Below are 20,936 nucleotides of genomic sequence, written 5' to 3'. Positions count from 1 at the left end.
ATGAAACCGGACAGATCACGTGCTACAAGTCCGGACAGTTTATGTGCTCCCTACATGTCGTGACTGCCGAGTTGTGTGGTGATCAGCGGGCGCGTATGGTGCCGGTCAGCCACTTCCCATGCCTGAACGCCGCGGCCGCAGCGGGCGCGTCATTGCGTTCGGGCGCGGCGTGCGAGGCGCTCGATCGCGCTGCGCAGCTCGGAGTCGGCGGGTAGCGAGGCGGCGAAATCCGTGAGGTGGTCGAGGCTGGCGCCGGAGAGCTTGCGCTGCGTGGCGGGGCGCTCGGGAGGGGGCATAGCGTCGGGGCTGAGAATGCGCACCTTGATGCCCTGCACGCTATGGCCCGCCATGCGCAAGTGCTCGGTCAGGCGAGGCAGGATCTGCTTGAGGCGCACTGCGGCGGCGGCCGTCTGCGCGAAGACCACGAGATGCTCGTCCTTGAGGTTGCCCACCCGGTACTGCGCGATGGCCTGCGCCGGCAGGGCGGTGGCGAGCGCGGACTCCAGCGCGGTTTGCAGGCGGCGCAGCCGGCTGGCGTGGTCCTGCAGCCGGGCGAGGGTTTCGCCGCTGCCAAGAAAGCGTCGTAGCGGATTGCTCATGTAGGGCGAGGCGCGGTCCCGATGGAGGCGCGATGAGGTGCATCGGATTGCCATGATAAACTCCCGCCTTTGCCGAATCGACCTCGACCCCAAAACATGATCTCCGGCCTGCTCAAGAAGATTTTCGGTAGTCGCAACGACCGCCTCATCCGCCAATACAAAAGCACCGTGCGCAAGATCAACGCGCTCGAGCCGGAGATGGCCGCCCTGTCCGACGAGGCCTTGCGTGGCAAGACCGCGGAGTTCCGCCAGCGCGTGGCCGACGGCGAGACGCTGGACGCCCTGCTGCCCGAGGCTTTCGCGGTGGTGCGCGAGGCCGGCAAGCGGGTGCATGGCATGCGCCACTTCGACGTCCAGCTCGTTGGCGGCATGGTGCTGCACAACGGCAAGATCGCGGAGATGCGCACCGGCGAGGGCAAGACCCTGGTCGCGACCCTGCCGGCCTACCTCAACGCGCTTGGCGGCAAGGGCGTACATGTGATCACGGTCAACGACTATCTGGCCAGTCGTGACGCGGAGTGGATGGGGCGGATCTACGGTTTCCTCGGCCTGACCACCGGCTGCAACCTGTCGCGCATGCCGCACGACGAGAAGCAGGCCGCCTACGCAGCCGACATCACCTACGGCACCAACAACGAGTTCGGCTTCGACTACCTGCGCGACAACATGGTCTATGCGGCAAATGAGCGTGTGCAGCGCGGGCTCAACTTCGCGATCGTCGACGAGGTGGACTCCATCCTCATCGACGAGGCGCGCACGCCGCTGATCATCTCGGGGCAGGCCGAGGATCACACCGAGCTCTACCTCAAGATGAACCAGGTCGCGCCCATGCTGAAGAGGCAGGAAGGCGGGCTGGACGACAAGGACGCGGTGCTCGAGCCCGGCGACTACACCGTCGACCTCAAGGCCAATCAGGTGCTGCTTACCGAGCAGGGCCACGAAACCGCCGAGCAGATCCTGGTGCGCATGGGCATGCTGGCCGAAGGCACCAGCCTGTACGACCCGGGCAACATCCTGCTGGTGCACCACCTGTATGCCGCGCTGCGTGCGCACGCCCTCTACCACAAGGATCAGCAGTACGTGGTGCAGAACGGCGAGGTGGTGATCGTCGACGAGTTCACCGGCCGCCTGATGGCCGGCCGGCGCTGGTCGGACGGCCTGCACCAGGCGGTCGAGGCCAAGGAGGGTGTGCGTATCCAGGCCGAAAACCAGACCCTGGCCTCGATCACCTTCCAGAATTACTTCCGCATGTACGGCAAGCTCGCCGGCATGACCGGCACGGCCGACACCGAAGCCTACGAGTTCCAGCAGATCTACGGCCTCGAGACGGTCGTTATCCCGACCAACCGCCCGATGCAGCGCAAGGACGGGAACGACAAGGTCTACCGCACCGCGAAGGAGAAGTGGGATGCGGTGATCGAGGACATCCGCGGCTGCGTCGAGCGCGGCCAGCCGGTCCTGGTGGGCACCACCTCGATCGAGACCAACGAATTCCTCGCTGCGGAACTGAAGAAGGCGAAGATCGCCCACCAGGTGCTCAACGCCAAGCAGCACGACAGCGAAGCGCAGATCGTCGCCCAGGCCGGTCGTCCGGGCATGGTGACCATCGCGACCAACATGGCCGGTCGCGGCACCGACATCGTGCTCGGCGGCAACATCGAGAAGCCGGTTGCTGCCGTGCGCGAGGATGCGAACCTGTCCGACGCCGACAAGGAGGCGAAGATCGCCACCCTGCGCGCCGACTGGCAGAAGGTGCACGACCTGGTGATCGCCAACGGCGGCCTGCACATCATCGGTACCGAGCGCCACGAGTCGCGCCGCATCGACAACCAGTTGCGCGGCCGCGCCGGCCGGCAAGGGGATGCGGGTTCCAGCCGCTTCTATCTGTCGCTGGAAGACCCGCTGATGAAGATCTTCGCCGGCGAGCGCCTGAACGCGATCATGGTGCGGCTGAAGATGCCCGAGGGCGAGGCCATCGAGCACGCCATGGTCACGCGCTCGCTCGAGTCGGCGCAGCGCAAGGTCGAACAGCGCAACTTCGATATCCGCAAGCAGTTGCTCGAGTACGACGACGTCTCCAACGACCAGCGCAAGGTGATCTATCAGCAGCGTAACGAACTGCTCGAGAGCGAGGACATCTCGGACACCGTCCGCGCGATGCGTCAGGGCGTGCTGCACGAGATCTTCCGCCGCTACGTCCCTGCCGACAGCGTGGAGGAGCAGTGGGAGATCCCCGCACTGGAACAGGCGCTGCTCGGCGAGTGCCAGTTGCGCGTGCCGGTGGGTGAATGGCTGAAGGCCGAGCCCAGCCTGGACGACGACGCCATCCTGGAGCGCGTCATTCAGGCCGGCGAGGAAGCCTACGCCGCCAAGACGGCGATCGTCGATCCGGCGGCTTGGCACCAGTTCGAACGCAATGTGATGCTGCAGAGCCTGGACAACCATTGGCGCGAGCACCTCGCCGCGCTGGACCACCTGCGCCAGGGCATCCACCTGCGCGGCTATGCGCAGAAGAACCCCAAGCAGGAGTTCAAGCGCGAGGCCTTCGAGTTGTTCGAGTCCTTGCTGGACACCGTGCGCGCCGACGTCACCAAGATCCTGATGACGGTGCAGATCCGCACCGAGGCGCAGCTCGAAGAAGCCGAGAAGCCGCAGCAGGTCGAGAACGTGCAGTATCAGCATGCCGACTATGACGAGGCACTGGGCACGGGCGATGGCGAGAAAGGAGCGGCGCAGCCGCAGGTCAACGCCGGCCCCAAGGTCGGGCGCAATGATCCCTGCCCTTGCGGCTCGGGCAAGAAATACAAGCACTGCCACGGTAAGCTCAGCTGAGCCGGGCCCGGGGAGGACGACTGTCCGCGCCGGGTAAGGGTGTGAGCGAACGAGGGGGGCGGTTCCGGAAGGAGCCGTCCCCCTCGTTCGTTCAGGCACGCGGTCATGCGCACGTATTTCGGGTCGACGTTTTTCGCTGCGCTGGCCCGCATGAAAGCGGTCATCCGGCGTTGTAGGCATGCCTGTCGCATCGGCTTGCCGGCCTGGCAGACGGGGCGGGGGGGCGTGCGGCGTTTCCGCCGCTTGCGCCAAACCCTTTCCGGTAGCCTGAATCCGCTATCATTCGGCGACTCGACGCCGCCGGCCTTCCCGCTGCCGGTGTGTGCACTTCCGGAGATCCGCATGGCCGTCAATCTGAACACCCCGAACCCCGCCGATCTGCTGCCCGTTGGGGGCGTCCGCCTTGGTGTTGCCGAGGCGGGCATCCGCAAGGCCAACCGCCGCGATCTCACGGTCATCGCGCTGGAAGAAGGGAGCCGCGCCGCGGGCGTGTTCACCACGAACCGCTTCTGTGCCGCGCCCGTTCAGGTGTGCAAGGCGCACCTTGCGGGCGGCGCGATCCGCGCGCTGGTGATCAACACGGGGGTGGCCAATGCCGGTACCGGCGAGCCGGGCCTGGCCAACGCGAATGCCACCTGTGCCGCGCTGGCGCAGGAGATGGGTATCGAGGCCGGCCAAGTGCTGCCGTTCTCGACCGGGGTGATCCTCGAGCCGCTGCCCATGGACCGACTGGTCGCGGGTCTGCCGAGGGCGGTGGCCGACCTGCGCGCCGAGGGCTGGTTCGACGCTGCGCATGCGATCATGACCACCGACACGCTGGCCAAGGCAGTGTCGAAGCAGGTGCAGATCGGCGGCTGCACGGTCACGCTCACGGGTATCAGCAAGGGGGCGGGCATGATCAAGCCGAACATGGCGACCATGCTCGGCTTTCTCGCCTGCGACGCGGCAGTGTCCCAGGCGCTGCTCGAGGGGCTGGTCAAGGAAGCGGCCGACCTGTCCTTCAACAGCATCACCGTGGATGGTGACACCTCGACCAACGACTCCTTCGTGCTCATCGCCACCGGTGCTGCGGGCAATGCCGAGATCACCGACGCAGCGAGTGCCGACTACAAGGTGCTGCGCGATGCGGTGGTCGAGGTCTCGATCGCGCTTGCTCAGGCCATCGTGCGCGACGGTGAGGGGGCGACCAAGTTCATGACTATTGCCGTGGAGGGGGGCAAGGATCGGGAGGAGTGCCGCAAGGTCGCCTACGCAGTGGGACATTCGCCCCTGGTCAAGACCGCCTTCTTCGCTTCCGACCCCAACCTTGGACGCATCCTCGCTGCAATCGGCTATGCGGGTATCGATGATCTCGACGTGTCAAAGCTGCGCGTGTGGCTTGGCAGTCCTGAGGAATCCGTGCTCGTGGCAGAGCACGGCGGGCGGGCGGCGAGCTATGTCGAGGCGGCCGGCGCACGGATCATGCAGCACGCCGAACTCACGGTGCGCATCGATCTTGCGCGCGGCGATGCCGCGGCGACCGTCTGGACCTGCGATTTTTCGTACGATTACGTGAAGATCAACGCGGATTACCGCAGCTGATCCGCAATAAGGCGTTGCCGTTCCGGCCAGCGAGGGCGTGACGTGCTTCACTGGCCGAGCCGGATGCCCCGCTGCAGTGTTTCCGTTCCGGGCACAATCCGGCTCGTGGAGCGCGGAGGCGTCAGGGGACGGAGCGTGGGTAAACCGAGCCTGCAGAGAGAGCGAGGCATGAAGAGATTGTATTCGGGGGGCAGGCGTGGCATGCACAGGACCGTCGCGGCTTTGCTCGCGTCGTCCTGCCTGCTCGCGCCGGCGGTGAGGGCGAGCGGCCCCTTTTTCGACGAGATCCCGCTCGTGCTGACGGCGTCGCGACTTGCGCAGTCGCCGCTGGATGCGCCAGCGCCTGTCACGATCATCGATCGCGAGATGATCGCGGCCTCGGGTTTTACCGAGATCCACGATCTGTTGCGTCTGGCACCTGGTTTTCTGGTCGCCGATATCGCCGATTCGCAGCCTTCGGTCGCGCGTCATGGGCTCGGCGATGCTTACGATCGCCGGATCAAGGTCATGATCGACGGGCGCACCATCAACAGCCCGCTGTGGGGCGACACCCGGTGGGACAGCCTGCCCTTGCGCGTCGACGATATCGAGCGCATCGAGGTCGTGCGTGGGCCGAACGGCGCTGCCTATGGGGTGAATGCCTACCAGGGGGTGATCAACCTCATCACCCGTGCGCCAGCGACGGAGGCGGGCAAGACGGTGATCCTGCGCGCCGGCAAGGACCGCTTCTACGACTACGGGGTTCGCATCAACGGCGCGGCTGAGGGCGCACTCGACTGGAGGCTCTCGGCTTCGCGCCGCTCGGCGGTCAATTTCGAATCCCATTTCGAGAATCTGCCCACGTTCAAGCGCTGGCACGGGGCGGAAAGGCTGACGCGTAATGTGGCGAACTTCAATGCGGCGCTGCAGATGACGCCGCAGGATAGCCTCGCGCTACAGCTGGGCTTCAGCGAGGGGCCGAGCTGGCGCGGATCGCCCGACTACGATGACTTCCCCGAGCATGTCGAACGCGACCGTTCCCTGTATCTGCAGGCCGGTTGGGAGCGCGCGATTGGCATCGACTCCCTGCTGAGTGTGCAGTTCTATCATCAGAACGAGCGTTCCCGGGGCAACTGGCCGGTGCGCCAGGTCGACCCTGCGGGCGTGCTGCACACTTTCGGCACAGACCGCGACAGCGAGGTGCAACGCAACGACCTCGAGCTGCAATACAGCACGCGCCTGTCCGCATCCCTGACCGGCATGCTCGGCCTGGGCCTGCGCTCGGAGCGTGCGCGATCGCTGGGGCTCTTCGGTACGAGCGACTGGCTCGACGCGACCCATGGGCAGATCTTCGGCAGCGTGGAGTGGAGGCCCATCGAGGCCCTACGGCTGAATCTTGGCGGGACCTTCGAGGATCATCACTACAGCGGCGGCTTGTTCTCCCCGCGGCTTGCGGCCAATTACATGCTGGACCAGACGTCTGCGCTGCGGGTGTCGGCCGGCACGGCGTATCGGGCCCCGAGTCTGATGGAGTCGCGTGCGTTCCAGACATACCGTGAAGGGGACCTGATCCGCCGGATCCTGTTCCGGAGCCTGGGGCCACTCGAGGCGGAGCGCATGCGCTTCGTCGACCTGGGCTACATGGCGCAGCTCCCCTCCCTGGGGCTGACGCTGGATGCACGGGTCTTCCGCGAGCACTACGAGCGCTTCATCGACGACCGGAGCTGCAGGACCTACCCGCAGGGCTTCGATCTCGGCACGCTGCCGGACGACTACCAGCTTGCGGCCTGCAAGGCCGAGTCTCCGTCCAATTTCCAGCCGTTCGCGCTCGGCCAGAAGGCCTTCTACTTTTTCAACGGCAACGATTTCCGCATGACCGGTGCCGAGTTCACCGTAGACTGGCGGCGGCCGGGGTGGGGGCGCGTGATTCTGTCGCAAGCCTTCGTCCGCATCGACAAGGGTGCGCCCTACACCGACCAGGACATCCCGAACAGCGCACCGCATGCGACCACATCGCTGCTGCTGATCAAGGAGTTGCCCGACCGCTGGCGGGCCAGCGCCGGCTATTACCACAACGGTGAGTATTACTGGATGAACGGTGGCGACTACATTCCGCGCACAGACCGCTTCGATCTAAAGCTCGCCAAGCGTTTCGGTCCGCCGGGCAGCGAAAACGAGTTCTCGATCACCGCGCTCAGCGTGAAGGGCTCGTATCCGGACTTCCATGGCGGGAAGTACCGCCACCAGCCCCGGCTGTTCGCCTCCCTGCAGATCGGATGGTGATGTCCATGCACGGAATGACCGGTGGCATGCGATGCTGGGCCCGGGCGCTGCGCCCGATGGCCTTCGTCGCTGCGCTGGTCGTGCTCGTGCTCGCAGCCCCTGTGGCGCGGGCGGTGGAGGTTGCGCTGCTGCTGTCCGAGAACAGTGGGCCCGAGCAGCAGTTCGCCGATGCCTTTCGTGCAGCCTTGAAGCCGGGCGCCCATCGTGTCGTTCATGCGGGCGCAGTGCGCGAGGGGATGAAGGTGGATGCGCTCTCGTCGGCCGGTCTGGTGCTGACCACCGGGGCGCTTGCGGCGGAGATTGCGCTGCGGGATACCGATCGACCGGTGCTGATGGTGCTGGTGGGCATCCGCGAGGTGCAGCGGCTACAGGCCGCCTACCCCGCGCGCAGCGTGGGTGCGGTCGTGCTGGACCAACCGCCCGAACGCCATATGCGCTTGATCCGCGCGATCCTGCCCGAGGAGGCAAGAATCGGTGTGCTGATGGGGCCCGAGAGCCGTTTTCAGGAGCAGGAGATCCTGCGTGCGGCCGAGGATACGGGCTTCGTGGTCGAGTTGGCCGATGTTGCGGATCCGAAGGAACTGGTGGGGGCGCTGCAGGCGGTGCTCGATAAGGCTGGGGCCCTGCTGCCGCTCCCGGACGGGCTGGTGTCGAGTCCGGGCGCGGCCCGTACGATCCTGCTGACCAGCTACCGCTATCGGCGGCCGATCTTTGCCTTTTCGTCCGCCTATGTGAGCGCAGGCGCCCTGGCTGCGGTGTTCAGTTCTGCGGAGCACATCGCGAGCGACATCGCGGATCTGCTTGGGTCCGAGTCGGTGCGGGCGGGGGATGTCGCGCCCCTGTTGTCCGTGCTGCGCTTTCCCGAGCGCTTCGACGTGGCCGTGAATCGTACCGTGGCGCGTGCGCTCGGGATCGTCGTTCCGGAAGAGGACGTGCTGCGTGAACGCGTGGCGGGCGGGGAGGGCACGCGATGAACTGGCTGCGCAGCTTTTCACTCGGACGCAGGATGATTCTGGTGCTGCTCATGCCCAGTGTGCTGTTCGCGCTCGTGCTGGGTGGCTTGTTCCTCCACCAGAGCAGCCGCGATCTTGATGAGGCGACCCTGGCACGTGGGCGCGCGATCGTCAGCTTCCTTGGTCCTGCGGCGGAGTATGTGCTGGTCTCGGGCAATCCGATGGTGCTGGAGGGCTTGATGGCGCGGGCGCTGGAACAGCCCGATGTGTCGGCTGTCGCGTTCTATGACGCCGAGGGGGCCTTGCTCGGCGTTGCCGGTCGCGGGCTGGCAACATTGCCTGAAGCAGCTCGCGCGGCGAACGGCGACGAGGTCGTGGTCGAGGTGAACAAGGGGCATCTGAGCTTTGCCGCCGCAGTGCTGAGCCTTGCACCGGAGGTCGAGGATTACCCTGCGCCTGGCGGAGCCGCGCCCGCGGAGCGTCTCGGCTGGGTGCAGGTGGATCTGGATACCAGTGTCCGTGACGCCGCCAAGCGGCGGCTGTTCCTGGTCGTGGGCGCGGTGGCTGCGCTGGCGCTGCTCAGTGCGATGTTCATGGCGCTGCGCCTGGCGCGCTCGGTCGCCAACCCGGTGGAAGCCTTGGTGCGCGCGGTCCGCCGCATGGCCGCGGGCGATCTGAAGACGCGCGTTCCGGCACAGTCGGGGAGTGGAGAATTGCGTGCGCTCGAGTCCGGGTTCAACGCGATGGCGGAGTCGATCGCCGAGAGCCAGCGCACACTGCAGGCGCGTATCGATGAGGCGACCGCACTGCTGGCGCATCAGGCCCGCCACGACCCCTTGACTGGCCTGCCCAACCGGCGCGCGTTCGAGGAGTCGATCGAGCAGGCGGTGACCACGCACCGCCGCGCGGGTGATCAGGTGACCTTGCTGTACATCGACCTGGATCACTTCAAGCCGGTGAACGACACCTGCGGTCACGCCGCGGGCGACCGGCTGCTGTGTGAGCTGGCAGGACTGCTGCGCATGCGCCTGCGGGTCGGCGACCAGGTCTTCCGTATCGGCGGCGACGAGTTTGCGGTGATCCTGCGTGGCTGTGCGCGGGACGATGCCCTCGTGATCGCCACTTCACTGTGCGAGACCGTGGGTGGGCATGACTTCGTGTGCGATGACCAACACTTCATGGTTGGAGCGAGCGTGGGGCTTGCACGCATGGAGGAGGGGCTGGATGACGCATCGATGCTGATGCAGGCGGCCGACCACGCTTGTTATGCCGCGAAACACGCCGGCCGTGGGCGAGTCGTCGAGTATGGACAGCATCGGGTCTGAACCATCGGGGTGCCGGCGGGAGCTCGCCGCCCATTGGCGGCAGGCAGGGAGAGCAGGATGAATCGCAGCAGGGGATCGGACCGCAGTGCAACGGCCAGGGCCGGGTGGGGCGCATGAAGCGTGGCGCCGTGCCCCGTCCGGCCTTGGCGCGTCTGGCTGCGGGGCTTGCTATGGCAGCCGGTGCGGCGGCGCCCGAGACTGTGCGCGCCGACTACGACATCTTCTTCGGCGCGCTCCCCGTCGTGGCTTCCGTCAGCCGCCTGCCGCAGCGCCTGGAAGATGCACCTGGGGCCGTCACGGTGATCGATCGCGCGATGATCCGTGCTTCGGGCGCGCGCTCTCTGCACGAGGTGTTCCGCCTGGTGCCGGGTTTTCAGACCTTCACGCCGAGCGACAAGCCTGCGCGTGTCAACTACCACGGCGTTACGGATGACACGGATTACTCACCGCGCGTCCAGGTGCTCGTCGATGGGCGCTCGTTGCATTCGCCGCTCTTTCGCGGCGGCATGAACTGGGAGCTGGTGCCGGTTGCGCTCGATGACATCGAGCGCATCGAGGTGGTACGGGGCTCGAACACCACCTCGTACGGCACCAATGCCTTCCTCGGCGTGATCAATATCGTCACCGTGGCGCCCGCCTTTGTGCAGGGCTGGTCGGTGGCCACCCGCCAGGGGAGTGGTGGTGTGCGCGATTACAGTGTGCGCGGTGGCGGTGCCCTTGGAGAAAGCGGTCTTTTCCGGTTGAGCGTCGAGGAGCGCGCGGACGACGGCCTGGACTACCGGGCCGTTGCGCCGGCCGATCGCGACTGGCGTGATCAGAACCGCTCCCGCTTGTTCGATTTCAGGGCTGAGTTCCAGCTTGCTGCGCGCAGCTTGCTGGAGCTGCAGTTCGGCCGTGTCGAAGCACGCCACCTTGTTGGGCGGCTCGCGATCAACGACGACGGCACCGCCATCGGGCCCCGTGCATCCGACCCGCTGCGGCCCTCGGATCAGGCATCGACCTGGGTGCAGGCACGCTGGTTGCAAACCTTGTCCGAGACTGCAGACCTTTCGCTGCGCTACACCCATCACGTGGATCGCCTCGATGCGGGTTTCGCGGTCGAGGGTCGGCCGGAGCTGGGGCGTCTAAACCCGAGCGGGGGGCGTGGCGTACGCCATGAACTGGAGGCGCTCCATACCTTTCTGCCCGCCGACTCGCTGCGCATGGTATGGGGCGGGGGCTGGCGGCATGATGCGCTCGAGTCGTCGACCATGCTCCATGGCATCGGCCGTGTCAGCCGTGATGTCGGCCGTCTGTTCGCCAACATGGAGTGGAAGCCGCGCGACTGGTTCACCGGCAACGTCGGCCTGTCCCATGAGTACGATTCGCTCGCGGGCGAACACCTCGCGCGGCGGGCCAGCGCGAGCTTCCACTTCGACGGGCAGAACACGGTCCGTCTGGGCTACGTGCGAGCCTGGCGCACGCCGGGCACGCTCGATTACACGGCCAACCAGATCGACCGACGCGGGCAGATCGAGTGGGCGGGCAACCCAGCGCTACCGGCCGAAGGGCTCGACAGCTGGGAGCTCGGCTACCTCGGAGACTGGTCCGCGGCGCGCATGAGCCTGGACGTGCGTGTCTTCCGGGAGCGCTTGAGCGACCGCCAGATCCACCGCATCAGGACGACTGCGACCGGCCCGGATACGGTGCAGGCAGTTCATGATCTGGAAATTCGTGGTCAGGAACTGCAATGGAAATGGCAGCCGGTCGACGCCACACGGATCGTGGTCGGGCATGCCCATGTCGACATCGACGCCGGGTTCAGCGCGATCGGGAGCGCCCTCAACACCACGACCGGAAGCAATTTCGCCGGCCCTGCGCGGGCCGCCCTATATTTCGCCTTGTCCGAGCAGTCGGCGCCGCGGCGGGCCACTTCGCTACTCTGGATGCAGCGTCTGCCGCTGGGGCTGGACCTTTCGGTGGCGCGGTACTGGGTGCACGACATCAAATGGACCCGTAACACCGAAACCGACAGCTACAACCGCACCGACCTGCGCCTCGCCTATCCGATCAAAGGAATCGCCAGCGGCGGCGAGATCGCCTACACGGTGCAGTCGCTCAACGGCGCACACGCCGAAGAGCGCATGGAGCGCATCGTCGGTCGCCAGCACTGGTTGTCCCTGCGGCTGGATTTCTGACGCACATCTCCCGGCGCGCTCAGTGCAGGGCGCGGGGCATCGCCAGTGTGAAAGGGGGAATTTCCGCTTCGAAACGGTCGGTGCCGTCCCCGAGCATGTGGTAGCGCCCCTGCATGGTGCCGACCGGGGTTTCGAGCACGCAACCGCTCGTGTAGCGGAAGCTCTGCCCTGGCGCGAGCGTGGGTTGCTCACCGATCACCCCTTGGCCGTGTACTTCCTGGACCTTGCCATTGCCGTCGGTGATCACCCAGTGACGGGCGATCAATTGGGCTGGGGCCGTGCCGGTGTTGCGGATCGTCACGTGATAGGCGAACACGTAATGGTTGTCCTCCGGGCGGGACTGTTCGGCGACGTATTCCGCGACGGCAGTGACTTCGATCCGGTAGTGCTCCTGGGTACTCATGGTTTTTTGTTCTCTGGTGCGGGGAGGGGAGGCGTTAAAATATCAGCTTTTTCCCGGAAGCCCACGCCATGTCCAATGCCGTTCCGTCCCCGCTGACCGCCCTGTCCCCGCTCGATGGCCGCTACCACGGCAAGGTCGCCGGCCTGCGCGACCATTTTTCCGAGCATGGCCTGATCCGCAATCGCGTCAAGGTCGAGGTCGAATGGCTGAAGGCGCTCGCGGCCGAGCCCGCGCTGGCGGAGATTGCGCCCTTTTCGGCGGCAACGGTGGCCGAGCTCGACGCTGTGGTGGCGAGCTTCTCGACCGAAGACGGCGAGGCGGTGAAGGCCATCGAGGCCACCACCAACCACGACGTCAAGGCCATGGAATACTGGCTCAAGAAGCGCCTCGGCCACAACGCCGAGGTGATGAAGGTGTCCGAGTTCATCCACTTCGCTTGCACCTCGGAGGACATCAACAACACGTCGCACGCGCTGATGCTGGCCGAAGGCCGCGACCGCGTGCTGCTGCCGGCCCTCGATGCGGTGATTGCGCGCTTCCGCGAAGTGGCGCACGCGCTCGCCGACCTGCCGATGCTGTCGCGCACCCACGGCCAGCCCGCCAGCCCGACCACGCTCGGCAAGGAGATGGCCAACATCGCCGCGCGCCTGATGCGCGCCCGCGCCGCCATTGCTGGCGTCGCGATGTGCGCCAAGTTCAACGGCGCGGTGGGCAACTACAACGCCCACCTGTCGGCCTGGCCGGAATTCGACTGGGAGGGCTTCAACCGGCGCTTCATCGAGTCGCTCGGGCTCACCTTCAACGAGTACACCATCCAGATCGAGCCGCACGATGCCATGGCCGAGTTGTTCGACGCGGTCGCGCGCGGCAACACCATGCTGATCGACGCCTGCCGCGACATCTGGATGTACATCTCGCTCGGCTACTTCAAGCAGAAGCTCAAGGAAGGCGAGGTCGGCTCCTCGACCATGCCACACAAGGTCAACCCGATCGATTTCGAGAACGCCGAGGGCAATTTCGGCCTCGCCAACGCAGTGCTCAAGCACTTCTCCGAGAAGCTGCCGATATCGCGCATGCAGCGTGACCTCACCGACTCGACCGTGCTGCGCAACATGGGCGTGGGCTTCGGCCACACCGTGCTCGCGCTCGACAGCTGCCTGCGCGGCCTGGGCAAGCTCGAGGCCGAGCCCGCTCGCCTGGCGGCCGACCTGGACGAGTGCTGGGAGGTGCTCGCCGAACCGGTGCAGACCGTGATGCGCCGCTACGGCATCGAGAATCCCTACGAGCAGCTGAAGGCCATGACGCGCGGCAAGGGCATCACGCGCGAGGCACTGCACGACTTCATCCGCACGCTCGCCATCCCCGCCGAGGCCCGTGACCACTTGCTGGCGATGACGCCGGCGAGCTATGTCGGCAAGGCGGCCGAGTTGGCGCGGCGCATCTGATCCCTGTTTGACCGGGCCGACCCTTCAAACCGGCCCTTGCTGTGCAATCCGCGTTACAAACCATCCCGGCGCCACCCTCGAGGTGGCGCCGTCACGACAAGGAGCCCGCAATGGCCTTCGCCGACAACCTCAAGACCCTGCCCGGCATCTCCCACCTCGCTGCACTGAACCTGATCGATGCCGCCGACGCGGTCGTCGCCACCATCGAAAACAAGCCCGGCCAGGCCGGTTCGCTGGCGGTCTACAATCACCTTGCCCAGCTCTACGGCGCCATCAGTCCGGAAGCGGCCAGGAAGGGCCTGGAGCTCTACGCCGAGCACAGCGAGGACGCTCGCAGCAACCCCGGAAAGCATCCCAACATCGACCGTTTGATCGGCCTGATTGAGCGAGGAGAGACGCTCAGGGTGAAGCAGGTTTTTGCGATGTGAGATCTTGCGCGGCGCATGAGTGCTCAAGATTTCAGCGTGGATCGCTCCGCCCGGAAAGACAAAGGCGCCCGCAGGGCGCCTTTGTCTTTCCGAAGAGGGCGGCCTCAGACCACCGCCTCTTCCTTCTCCTTCTTCGGCTTGATGAACTGTTCGCGCGAAACGCCCAGCCACATCACCAGCGGGCTGGCGACGAAGATCGAAGAGTAGATGCCGAAGCAGATGCCGATGGTCAGGGCGAGCGCGAAGTAATACAGCGTTTCACCACCGAAGATCAGCATCGAAACCACCATCATCAGGGTGCTGCCGTGGGTGATCACGGTGCGCGAGATCATTGCCGTGATCGCGTGGTCGAGCACGGCCGGCGTGTCCATGTTGCGCTTCTTCTTGAAGGTTTCGCGTACGCGGTCGAACACCACCACCGACTCGTTCACCGAATAGCCCAGCACCGCCAGCACCGCCGCCAGCACTGGCAGCGAGAACTCCCACTGGAATGCGGCGAAGAAGCCGATGATGATGATCACGTCGTGCAGGTTGGCGATGATCGCCGACGCAGCGAAGCGCCACTCGAAGCGTGCGGCAAGATAGACCATGATGCCGATGATCACCAGCAACAGCGCCATTGCGCCGTCGGTTGCGAGTTCCTTGCCCACCTGCGGACCCACGAACTCCACGCGGCGCAGCTGCGCTTCGGGGCCTTCGACGGACTGCAGGGTGGCCATCACGCGCTCGGAGATGCGGCTGGTGTCCAGGTCCTCGCGGTTGGGCATGCGGATCAGGATCTCGCGCGCACTGCCGAAGTTCTGCACTTGCGCGTCGGGGTAGCCGTCGCGCGCGAGCGCCTGGCGGATGTCCTCGATGCGCGGCGGTTCGGCGTAGCCGATCTCGATCAGCGTGCCGCCGGTGAACTCGACCGAGAGGTTGAGGCCGCGCAGCACGATGAAGAACACCGCGAGCACGAAGGCGAGGGTGGAGACGATGTTGAACTTCAGCGCATGGCGCATGAAGGGGATGTCGGATCGCTGACGGAAAAATTCCATGATCTTTTCTTCCTTGCCCCTTAGTTGGCCGACTGGCCCAGGTGCAGCTTGGTTACCTTGCGCTGGCGGCCGTAGATGAAGTTGATCGCCATGCGCGACACCATGATGGCGCTGAACATCGAGGTCAGGATGCCGAGGCAGTGCACCACGGCGAAGCCGCGCACCGGGCCCGAGCCGAACACCAGCAGTGCCACGCCTGCGATCAGGGTGGTGATGTTGGCATCGAGAATGGTGTCGAAGGCGCGGTCGTAGCCCGCTGCGATGGCCGCCTGCGGGCTGGCGCCGTTGCGAAGCTCCTCTCGGATACGCTCGTTGATCAGCACGTTGGCGTCGATCGCCATGCCGAGCGTGAGCGCCATGGCCGCGATGCCCGGCAGCGTCAGCGTGGCCTGCAGCAGCGACAGCAGCGCCACCAGCAGCACCAGGTTGAAGGTGAGCGCAACCACCGAAACCAAACCGAACAGGGTGTAGTACACGATCATGAACACCGCGATTGCGAGGAAGCCCCAGATCACCGAGTTGGCGCCCTTGGTGATGTTCTCGGCGCCCAGGCTGGGACCGACGGTGCGTTCCTCGATGATCTCCATCGGCGCGGCGAGCGAGCCGGCGCGCAGCAGCAGGGCGACGTCGTTGGCCTCCACCGTGGACATCTGGCCCGAGATCTGCACCCGGCCACCGCCGATTTCGCTGCGGATCACCGGCGCGGTCACGACCTCGCCCTTGCCCTTTTCGAAAAGCAGGATGGCCATGCGCTTGCCGACGCTCTCGCGCGTGACGTCGCGGAAGATGCGCGCGCCGGCGGCGTCGAGGGTGAGGTGCACCGCGGGTTCGTTCGTCTGGCCGTCAAAACCGGGTTGCGCATCGGTAAGACGGTCACCAGTGAGCACGACCTGCTTCTGCACCAGCAGTGGCGAACCGCCGCGCTCGTTGTAGAGCTCGGTGCCGAAGGGCACGCTGCCAGCGAGCGCCTGCTCGATCGCGCCGGGGGTGTCATCCACCATGCGCACTTCCAGGGTTGCGGTGCGGCCCAGGATGTCCTTGGCCTTGGCGACGTCCTGCACCCCGGGGAGCTGCACCACGATGCGCTCGGCCCCCTGCTGCTGAATCACCGGCTCGGCGACGCCGAGTTCGTTGATGCGGTTGTGCAGGGTGGTGATGTTCTGCTTGATCGCGAACTCGCGCATGGTCTGCTGCGCCTGTGCGGTGAGCGTTGCGACGAGCTTGAAGTCGTCTGCGGCGTCGTCGCGGTCGGCGAGCTGCAGGTCGTTGGTCGAGTCCAGGATGGCGCGCCGGCCAGCTTCGCGCTGCGCAACATCGCGGAAACGGATCACGACCGTGTTGCCCTCGCGGGTGATGCCCGCGTGGCGCACGCTCTTGTCGCGCATCAAGGTGCGCAGGTCGCCCGTGGTGGAGTCCAGACGCTTGGTAAGCGCGCCGGGCATGTCGACCTCGAGCAGGAAGTGCACCCCGCCGCGCAGATCGAGGCCGAGATACATCGGCAGGGCCTGGATCGAGGTGAGCCAGGTCGGTGAGGCCGACAACAGGTTCAGCGCGACGACGTAGGATGGGTCGGCAGGGTCGGGGTTGAAGGCCTGCTCGATGACGTCCTTTGCGCGGAGCTGCGTTTCGGTGTCGCGGAAGCGGGCACGCACGCTATTTGCGTCGGAGAAGATGCCGGTGTGCTCGATGCCCGCTGATTTCAGTGCATTGCCGACACGGTCGGTGGTGGTTGCGGGGTCGAGCCTGAGTGTGGCCTTGGCGCTGGACACCTGCACCGCCGGCACCTCGCCGTAGAAGTTGGGCAGGGTATAGAGCAGGCCCCAGATCAGCACGAGGCCGATCAGGATGTTCTTCCAGAGAGGGTAGCGATTCATCGTCGGCGGGAGAGTGGGTGGAGCGAGGCCCGGGGCGCTGCTGCGGCCTGTCTGGCCTGCTGTGTGCAGGCGGTGAAGGCGGCGGGCAGCTGCGGCGGACTGGCGACGTGCCGACGGCGGGACCGTCGGCTGTCGCCGCGGAGATTACAGCGCCTTCAGCGAGCCTTTGGGCAGCACGGTGGCGACGGCCTGTTTCTGCACGGCCACCACGGTGTTGGGGGCGACTTCGACCTGCACGAAACTGTCGCCTACCTCGACGATACGGCCAGCGATACCGCCGCCGGTCACGACCTCATCACCCTTGGAGAGCGCCTCGACCATGGCCTTGTGCTCTTTTGCGCGCTTCATCTGCGGGCGGATCATCAGGAACCACAGCACCACGAACATCAGGATCAGGGGCAGCAGGCCCATCAGGCCACCCGTAGGGTCGGCAGCGCCAGCGGCTTGGGCGTAGGCATTTGAAATCAGCACGTTGAAACTCCGGTTAGGCAGAAAAGCGTTGAAGTATAGCAGTAGCCGGGACGGTGCCCGGAATGGGTGAGACGGTGCAGGCGCGCAGGGGTTCAGGCGGTTCCGGTCGCTCGCTCGCTGCGGAAGCGCTGCACACAGGCTGCGAAGGTGCCGGCGGCGATGGCCTCGCGCAGCTCCGACGTCAGCGTCTGGTAGTAGCGCAGGTTGTGCACCGTGTTGAGCATGCTGCCGAGGATCTCGCCGGTGCGGTGGAGGTGGTGCAGGTAGGCGCGGCTGAAGTTTCGGCAGGTATAGCAGTCGCAGGAGGGATCCAGCGGCCGCGTGTCGGCCTTGTGCACCGCGTTCTTGATCTTGATGTCGCCGTAGCGGGTGAACAACCATCCGTTGCGCGCATTGCGGGTCGGCATCACGCAGTCGAACATGTCGATGCCGGCGGCGACGCCGTCAACGATATCCTCGGGCGTGCCCACGCCCATCAGGTAGCGCGGCTTGCCTTGCGGCAGGCGCGGCGCGGTGTGGGCGAGGATGCGCGCCATGTCTTCCTTGGGTTCGCCCACCGACAGGCCGCCGATGGCGAAGCCGTGGAAGCCGATCTCCTCGAGCACGCCCTGCGATTCGTCACGCAGGTCCTCGTACATGCCGCCCTGGACGATGCCGAACAGCGCGTTCCTGTTTTCCAGGCGATCGAACTCGTCGCGCGAGCGCTTGGCCCAGCGCTGTGACAGGCGCATAGACTTGGCGGCCTCGTCGCGGGTGGCGGGGTAGGGCGTGCATTCGTCGAAGATCATCACGATGTCTGAGTTCAGCACCGTCTGGATCTGCATCGAGATCTCGGGCGTCAGGAACAGCTTCGCGCCGTCGATCGGGCTGGCGAACTTCACGCCTTCTTCGGTGATCTTGCGCAGCGCGCCGAGGCTGAAGACCTGGAAGCCGCCGGAGTCGGTGAGGATGGGCTTGTCCCAGGCCATGAAGCGGTGCAGGCCCTGGTGCTCAGCGATGATGTCCAGCCCCGGGCGCAGCCACAGGTGGAAGGTATTGCCCAGGCAGATTTGCGCGCCGATGTCGGCGAGCATGGCCGGCGTCATCGCCTTGACCGTGCCGTAGGTGCCGACCGGCATGAAGACCGGGGTTTCGACCAGGCCGTGGGCAAGTGTCAGGCGGCCGCGGCGGGCGCCGCCGTCGGTGGTCAGGAGTTCAAATTGCATCGTTTTCGGATTCGTTGCGGCGGGTGATGAACATGGCGTCCCCGTAGCTGAAGAAGCGGTAGCGCTGCTCGACCGCGTGCGCGTAGGCGCGGCGCATGCTGTCGAGGCCAGCGAAGGCCGCGACGAGCATCAGCAGCGTGGACTTGGGCAGGTGGAAATTGGTCACGAGCGCATCGACCACCTGGAAGCGGAACCCGGGGAGGATGAAGATCTCCGTCTCCCCGCTGCCGGCTTCGATCGGGCCGTCCTGCGCCGCGGCTTCGAGCGCGCGCATGCTGGTGGTGCCGACTGCGATCACACGTCCGCCCGCTGCACGGGTGGTGGTGATAGCGTCAACGGTTTCCTGCGGAATCACGTAGCGCTCGCGGTGCATGCGGTGCTCGCCGAGGTCGTCCACGCGCACCGGCTGGAAGGTGCCGGCGCCCACGTGCAGGGTGAGCCAGGCGCACTTTGCACCACGTGCGGCGATACGTTCGAGCAATGCCTCGTCGAAATGCAGGCCGGCGGTGGGCGCGGCGACCGAACCCGGTTCGCGTGCATACACGGTCTGATAGCGGTTCTCGTCGGCTTCACCGGCGGCGCGCTGGATGTACGGCGGCAGCGGGAGCTTGCCGTGGCGCTCGAGCAGGTCGAAGAGGTTTTCCCCGCGCGGGAAACTCAGGTGGAAGAACTCGCCCACACGGCCCAGCACCTCGACCTCGAAGGCGTCTGCCAGACGCAGTCGGCTGCCAGTCTTGGGTGACTTGCTCGCGCGCACCTGGGCGAGCGCCTCGTGCGGGCCGATCGCGCGCTCGATCAGCACCTCTATCTGGCCGCCGCTGTCCTTGACGCCGTGCAGACGGGCATGGATCACGCGGGTGTCGTTGAAGACCAGCAGGTCGCCGGGATGGATCAGGTCGGCCAGTTCGCCGAAGTTTGCGTCGGAGAGCGCGGGTGCAGCGCCGGTGTGGGGGTTCACCACCAGCAGCCGGCTCGCGCTGCGCTCGGGCAGCGGTTCCTGCGCGATCAGTTCGGTCGGCAGCGCATAGTCGAAATCGTTGAGCGTCAGGGGCATGATGTGGGAGGTCTGGCGTCTGGTTGGCGTACGGCCTGCTTGCCGCGCCGAGGATTGTTCGGAGATAATGCGCGACCCGTGCCGGGATGGCGGAATCGGTAGACGCAGCGGATTCAAAATCCGCCGCCGCAAGGTGTGTGGGTTCGAGTCCCACTCCCGGCACCAGCTTCAAGCGCTCTCATCGCTGCAGGCGGCTCTTGCGTGCACGGCTGAATCGTCGATCCAGTCCGAGCGCTGCGGCCGGCCCGCGATTCTGTAGCGTGCGTGGCGGAAAATCAAATCTGCCGCCCGGGCCCAGCCGCGGGTTGCGGTCCCCCGCAAACGACGCATTCAGCCGAATTTTGTCTTCTCCCGCGCGGCATCGCTGATGGCGCGGACTGCCGGATGCGTCAGCCTGCGTTCGACCGAGATCGCGTAATAGGTTTCCGTCACGCCACTGGCGTCCCCCAGGAGTACCAAGCCACTCTGGCGGCACAACTGCTCGCCGACCAAGGATGCGCTGGGGAAGATACCTGCGCCGGCCTCCGCGAACGCGCGCATCAGCGCGCTGTCGTCGAATTCGCCCACGATGCGTGGATGCAGGCCGGCCGCTTCGATCCAGCGCAGGAGCGGGCCGCGCACGCTTGCTTCCACCCCCGGCAGCAGCAGGGGGGCGCCGTTGAGCTGTGCCGGGAAGTCGCCCTGCAGCGATGCTGCCAGTTCAGGCGCGGCATAGAAGCCGATGGTCGACTCGCCCAGCGCATGGCTGAACCCGCGTACGCCCATGTTCGGCGGCAGTGGGCTGTCCGCAAGCACCACGTCGAGCTTGTGGATCGCCAACTCACCGAGCAGCGCATCGAACTTGCCTTCCCTGCACACGATTCGCATGGGGTCGGGCAGGTCCAGGGACGGCGCGAGCAGCAGCCAGGCGATGGCCTTGGGGACGACGTCGGCGATCCCCACGCGGAAGGGTACGGTGCGGCCGGTGGCGCGGCTGCGCAGGGCTTCTTCCAGTTCGCTGCCAAGGCGGAAGATCTCTTCCGCATAGTCCAGCACCATGCGCCCGGTTTCGGTCAACTCCAGCCCCCGCCCCTGGCGCTTGAAAAGGTTGACGCCGAGGTCCGTTTCCAGACTGGCGATCTGGCCCGACAGAGTTTGTGGGGCGAGTCCGGAACGTTCTGCCGCGCGCACGATCCCACCCGCACGTGCCACGGCCCAGAAGTGGTGCAGCTGTTTGTAGTTGAGCATGGCAGTGTCCCCGGATGGCTGGCGTGGTCAATACTTCGAAAAAATCAGATGAACATTCTGTTG

General features: G+C 66.0%; 16 protein-coding genes and 1 tRNA gene. 9 read left to right on the top strand and 8 right to left on the bottom strand.

Features of this window, described 5'->3' with window-relative positions; all coding sequences use genetic code 11:
- Positions 1–149: 149 nt before the first annotated feature.
- Positions 150–653, bottom strand: a complete 504-nt coding sequence (locus tag ACUH78_RS11880) for a DciA family protein (RefSeq protein WP_435750288.1) — start codon at positions 651–653, stop codon at positions 150–152.
- 42 nt (positions 654–695) lie between these two features.
- Here ACUH78_RS11880 and secA point away from each other — a divergent pair, with 42 nt between their 5' ends.
- The 6 genes from secA to ACUH78_RS11850 all read left to right on the top strand — a co-directional run bounded on the left by secA (position 696) and on the right by ACUH78_RS11850 (position 11,729).
- On the top strand, positions 696–3,431 hold the full coding sequence (gene secA / locus ACUH78_RS11875; protein ID WP_435750289.1) for a preprotein translocase subunit SecA: 2,736 nt from the start codon (positions 696–698) through the stop codon (positions 3,429–3,431).
- Between the two features lie 342 nt (positions 3,432–3,773).
- Positions 3,774–5,012 (top strand): bifunctional glutamate N-acetyltransferase/amino-acid acetyltransferase ArgJ, encoded by a 1,239-nt coding sequence (argJ, locus tag ACUH78_RS11870; RefSeq protein ID WP_435750290.1) that lies wholly within the window; start codon positions 3,774–3,776, stop codon positions 5,010–5,012.
- A 201-nt stretch (positions 5,013–5,213) separates the two neighbouring features.
- On the top strand, positions 5,214–7,274 hold the full coding sequence (locus ACUH78_RS11865) for a TonB-dependent receptor plug domain-containing protein (protein WP_445333557.1): 2,061 nt from the start codon (positions 5,214–5,216) through the stop codon (positions 7,272–7,274).
- A 5-nt stretch (positions 7,275–7,279) separates the two neighbouring features.
- On the top strand, positions 7,280–8,248 hold the full coding sequence (locus ACUH78_RS11860) for an ABC transporter substrate-binding protein (RefSeq protein WP_435751539.1): 969 nt from the start codon (positions 7,280–7,282) through the stop codon (positions 8,246–8,248).
- Positions 8,245–9,552 carry a diguanylate cyclase gene (locus ACUH78_RS11855; protein ID WP_418364203.1) on the top strand — a complete coding sequence of 436 codons (1,308 nt, stop codon included), beginning with the start codon at positions 8,245–8,247 and terminating at the stop codon, positions 9,550–9,552. The genes ACUH78_RS11860 and ACUH78_RS11855 overlap by 4 nt, the downstream gene beginning before the upstream one ends.
- 113 nt (positions 9,553–9,665) lie before the next feature.
- Positions 9,666–11,729 (top strand): TonB-dependent receptor plug domain-containing protein, encoded by a 2,064-nt coding sequence (locus ACUH78_RS11850; protein WP_445333556.1) that lies wholly within the window; start codon positions 9,666–9,668, stop codon positions 11,727–11,729.
- A gap of 19 nt (positions 11,730–11,748) precedes the next feature.
- Here ACUH78_RS11850 and apaG read toward each other — a convergent pair whose 3' ends face one another.
- Complete coding sequence (apaG, locus tag ACUH78_RS11845; protein ID WP_445333555.1) at positions 11,749–12,132, bottom strand: Co2+/Mg2+ efflux facilitator ApaG/CorD; 384 nt, start codon at positions 12,130–12,132, stop codon at positions 11,749–11,751.
- A 68-nt stretch (positions 12,133–12,200) separates the two neighbouring features.
- On the opposite strand from apaG, the gene purB reads away from it, so the two are divergent.
- Both purB and ACUH78_RS11835 read left to right on the top strand, forming a co-directional pair.
- The gene (gene purB / locus ACUH78_RS11840) at positions 12,201–13,577 is read left to right on the top strand and encodes an adenylosuccinate lyase (protein ID WP_445333554.1); all 1,377 of its coding nucleotides are present in this window, start codon (positions 12,201–12,203) and stop codon (positions 13,575–13,577) included.
- Positions 13,578–13,687: 110 nt separating this feature from the next.
- Positions 13,688–14,005, top strand: a complete 318-nt coding sequence (locus ACUH78_RS11835; RefSeq protein ID WP_418364199.1) for a DUF2322 family protein — start codon at positions 13,688–13,690, stop codon at positions 14,003–14,005.
- A gap of 104 nt (positions 14,006–14,109) precedes the next feature.
- On the opposite strand, the gene secF is transcribed toward ACUH78_RS11835, so the two are convergent.
- From secF to queA, 5 genes are all read right to left on the bottom strand, one after another.
- Positions 14,110–15,042, bottom strand: a complete 933-nt coding sequence (secF, locus tag ACUH78_RS11830; protein WP_418364198.1) for a protein translocase subunit SecF — start codon at positions 15,040–15,042, stop codon at positions 14,110–14,112.
- 20 nt (positions 15,043–15,062) lie between these two features.
- Positions 15,063–16,916 carry a protein translocase subunit SecD gene (gene secD / locus ACUH78_RS11825; protein WP_445333553.1) on the bottom strand — a complete coding sequence of 618 codons (1,854 nt, stop codon included), beginning with the start codon at positions 16,914–16,916 and terminating at the stop codon, positions 15,063–15,065.
- A 144-nt stretch (positions 16,917–17,060) separates the two neighbouring features.
- Entirely contained in the window at positions 17,061–17,387 is a 327-nt protein-coding gene (gene yajC / locus ACUH78_RS11820) for a preprotein translocase subunit YajC (protein ID WP_418364196.1), read from the bottom strand.
- 92 nt (positions 17,388–17,479) lie between these two features.
- Entirely contained in the window at positions 17,480–18,592 is a 1,113-nt protein-coding gene (tgt, locus tag ACUH78_RS11815; RefSeq protein WP_445333552.1) for a tRNA guanosine(34) transglycosylase Tgt, read from the bottom strand.
- Complete coding sequence (gene queA / locus ACUH78_RS11810) at positions 18,582–19,646, bottom strand: tRNA preQ1(34) S-adenosylmethionine ribosyltransferase-isomerase QueA (protein ID WP_435751542.1); 1,065 nt, start codon at positions 19,644–19,646, stop codon at positions 18,582–18,584. Before queA ends, tgt begins: the two co-directional genes overlap by 11 nt.
- 80 nt (positions 19,647–19,726) lie before the next feature.
- On the opposite strand from queA, the gene ACUH78_RS11805 reads away from it, so the two are divergent.
- Positions 19,727–19,811, top strand: a tRNA-Leu gene (locus tag ACUH78_RS11805).
- Between the two features lie 165 nt (positions 19,812–19,976).
- Here the strand turns inward: ACUH78_RS11805 and nhaR are convergent.
- Positions 19,977–20,873, bottom strand: coding sequence for a transcriptional activator NhaR (gene nhaR / locus ACUH78_RS11800; protein WP_435749776.1), 897 nt, complete (start codon positions 20,871–20,873; stop codon positions 19,977–19,979).
- Positions 20,874–20,936: the final 63 nt, after the last annotated feature.

This window comes from Thauera sp. ZXT1-4 (genome assembly GCF_052598215.2).
The sequence above is the reverse complement of the archived record's forward strand: the minus strand, read 5'-3'. Positions and strand labels throughout refer to the sequence as shown.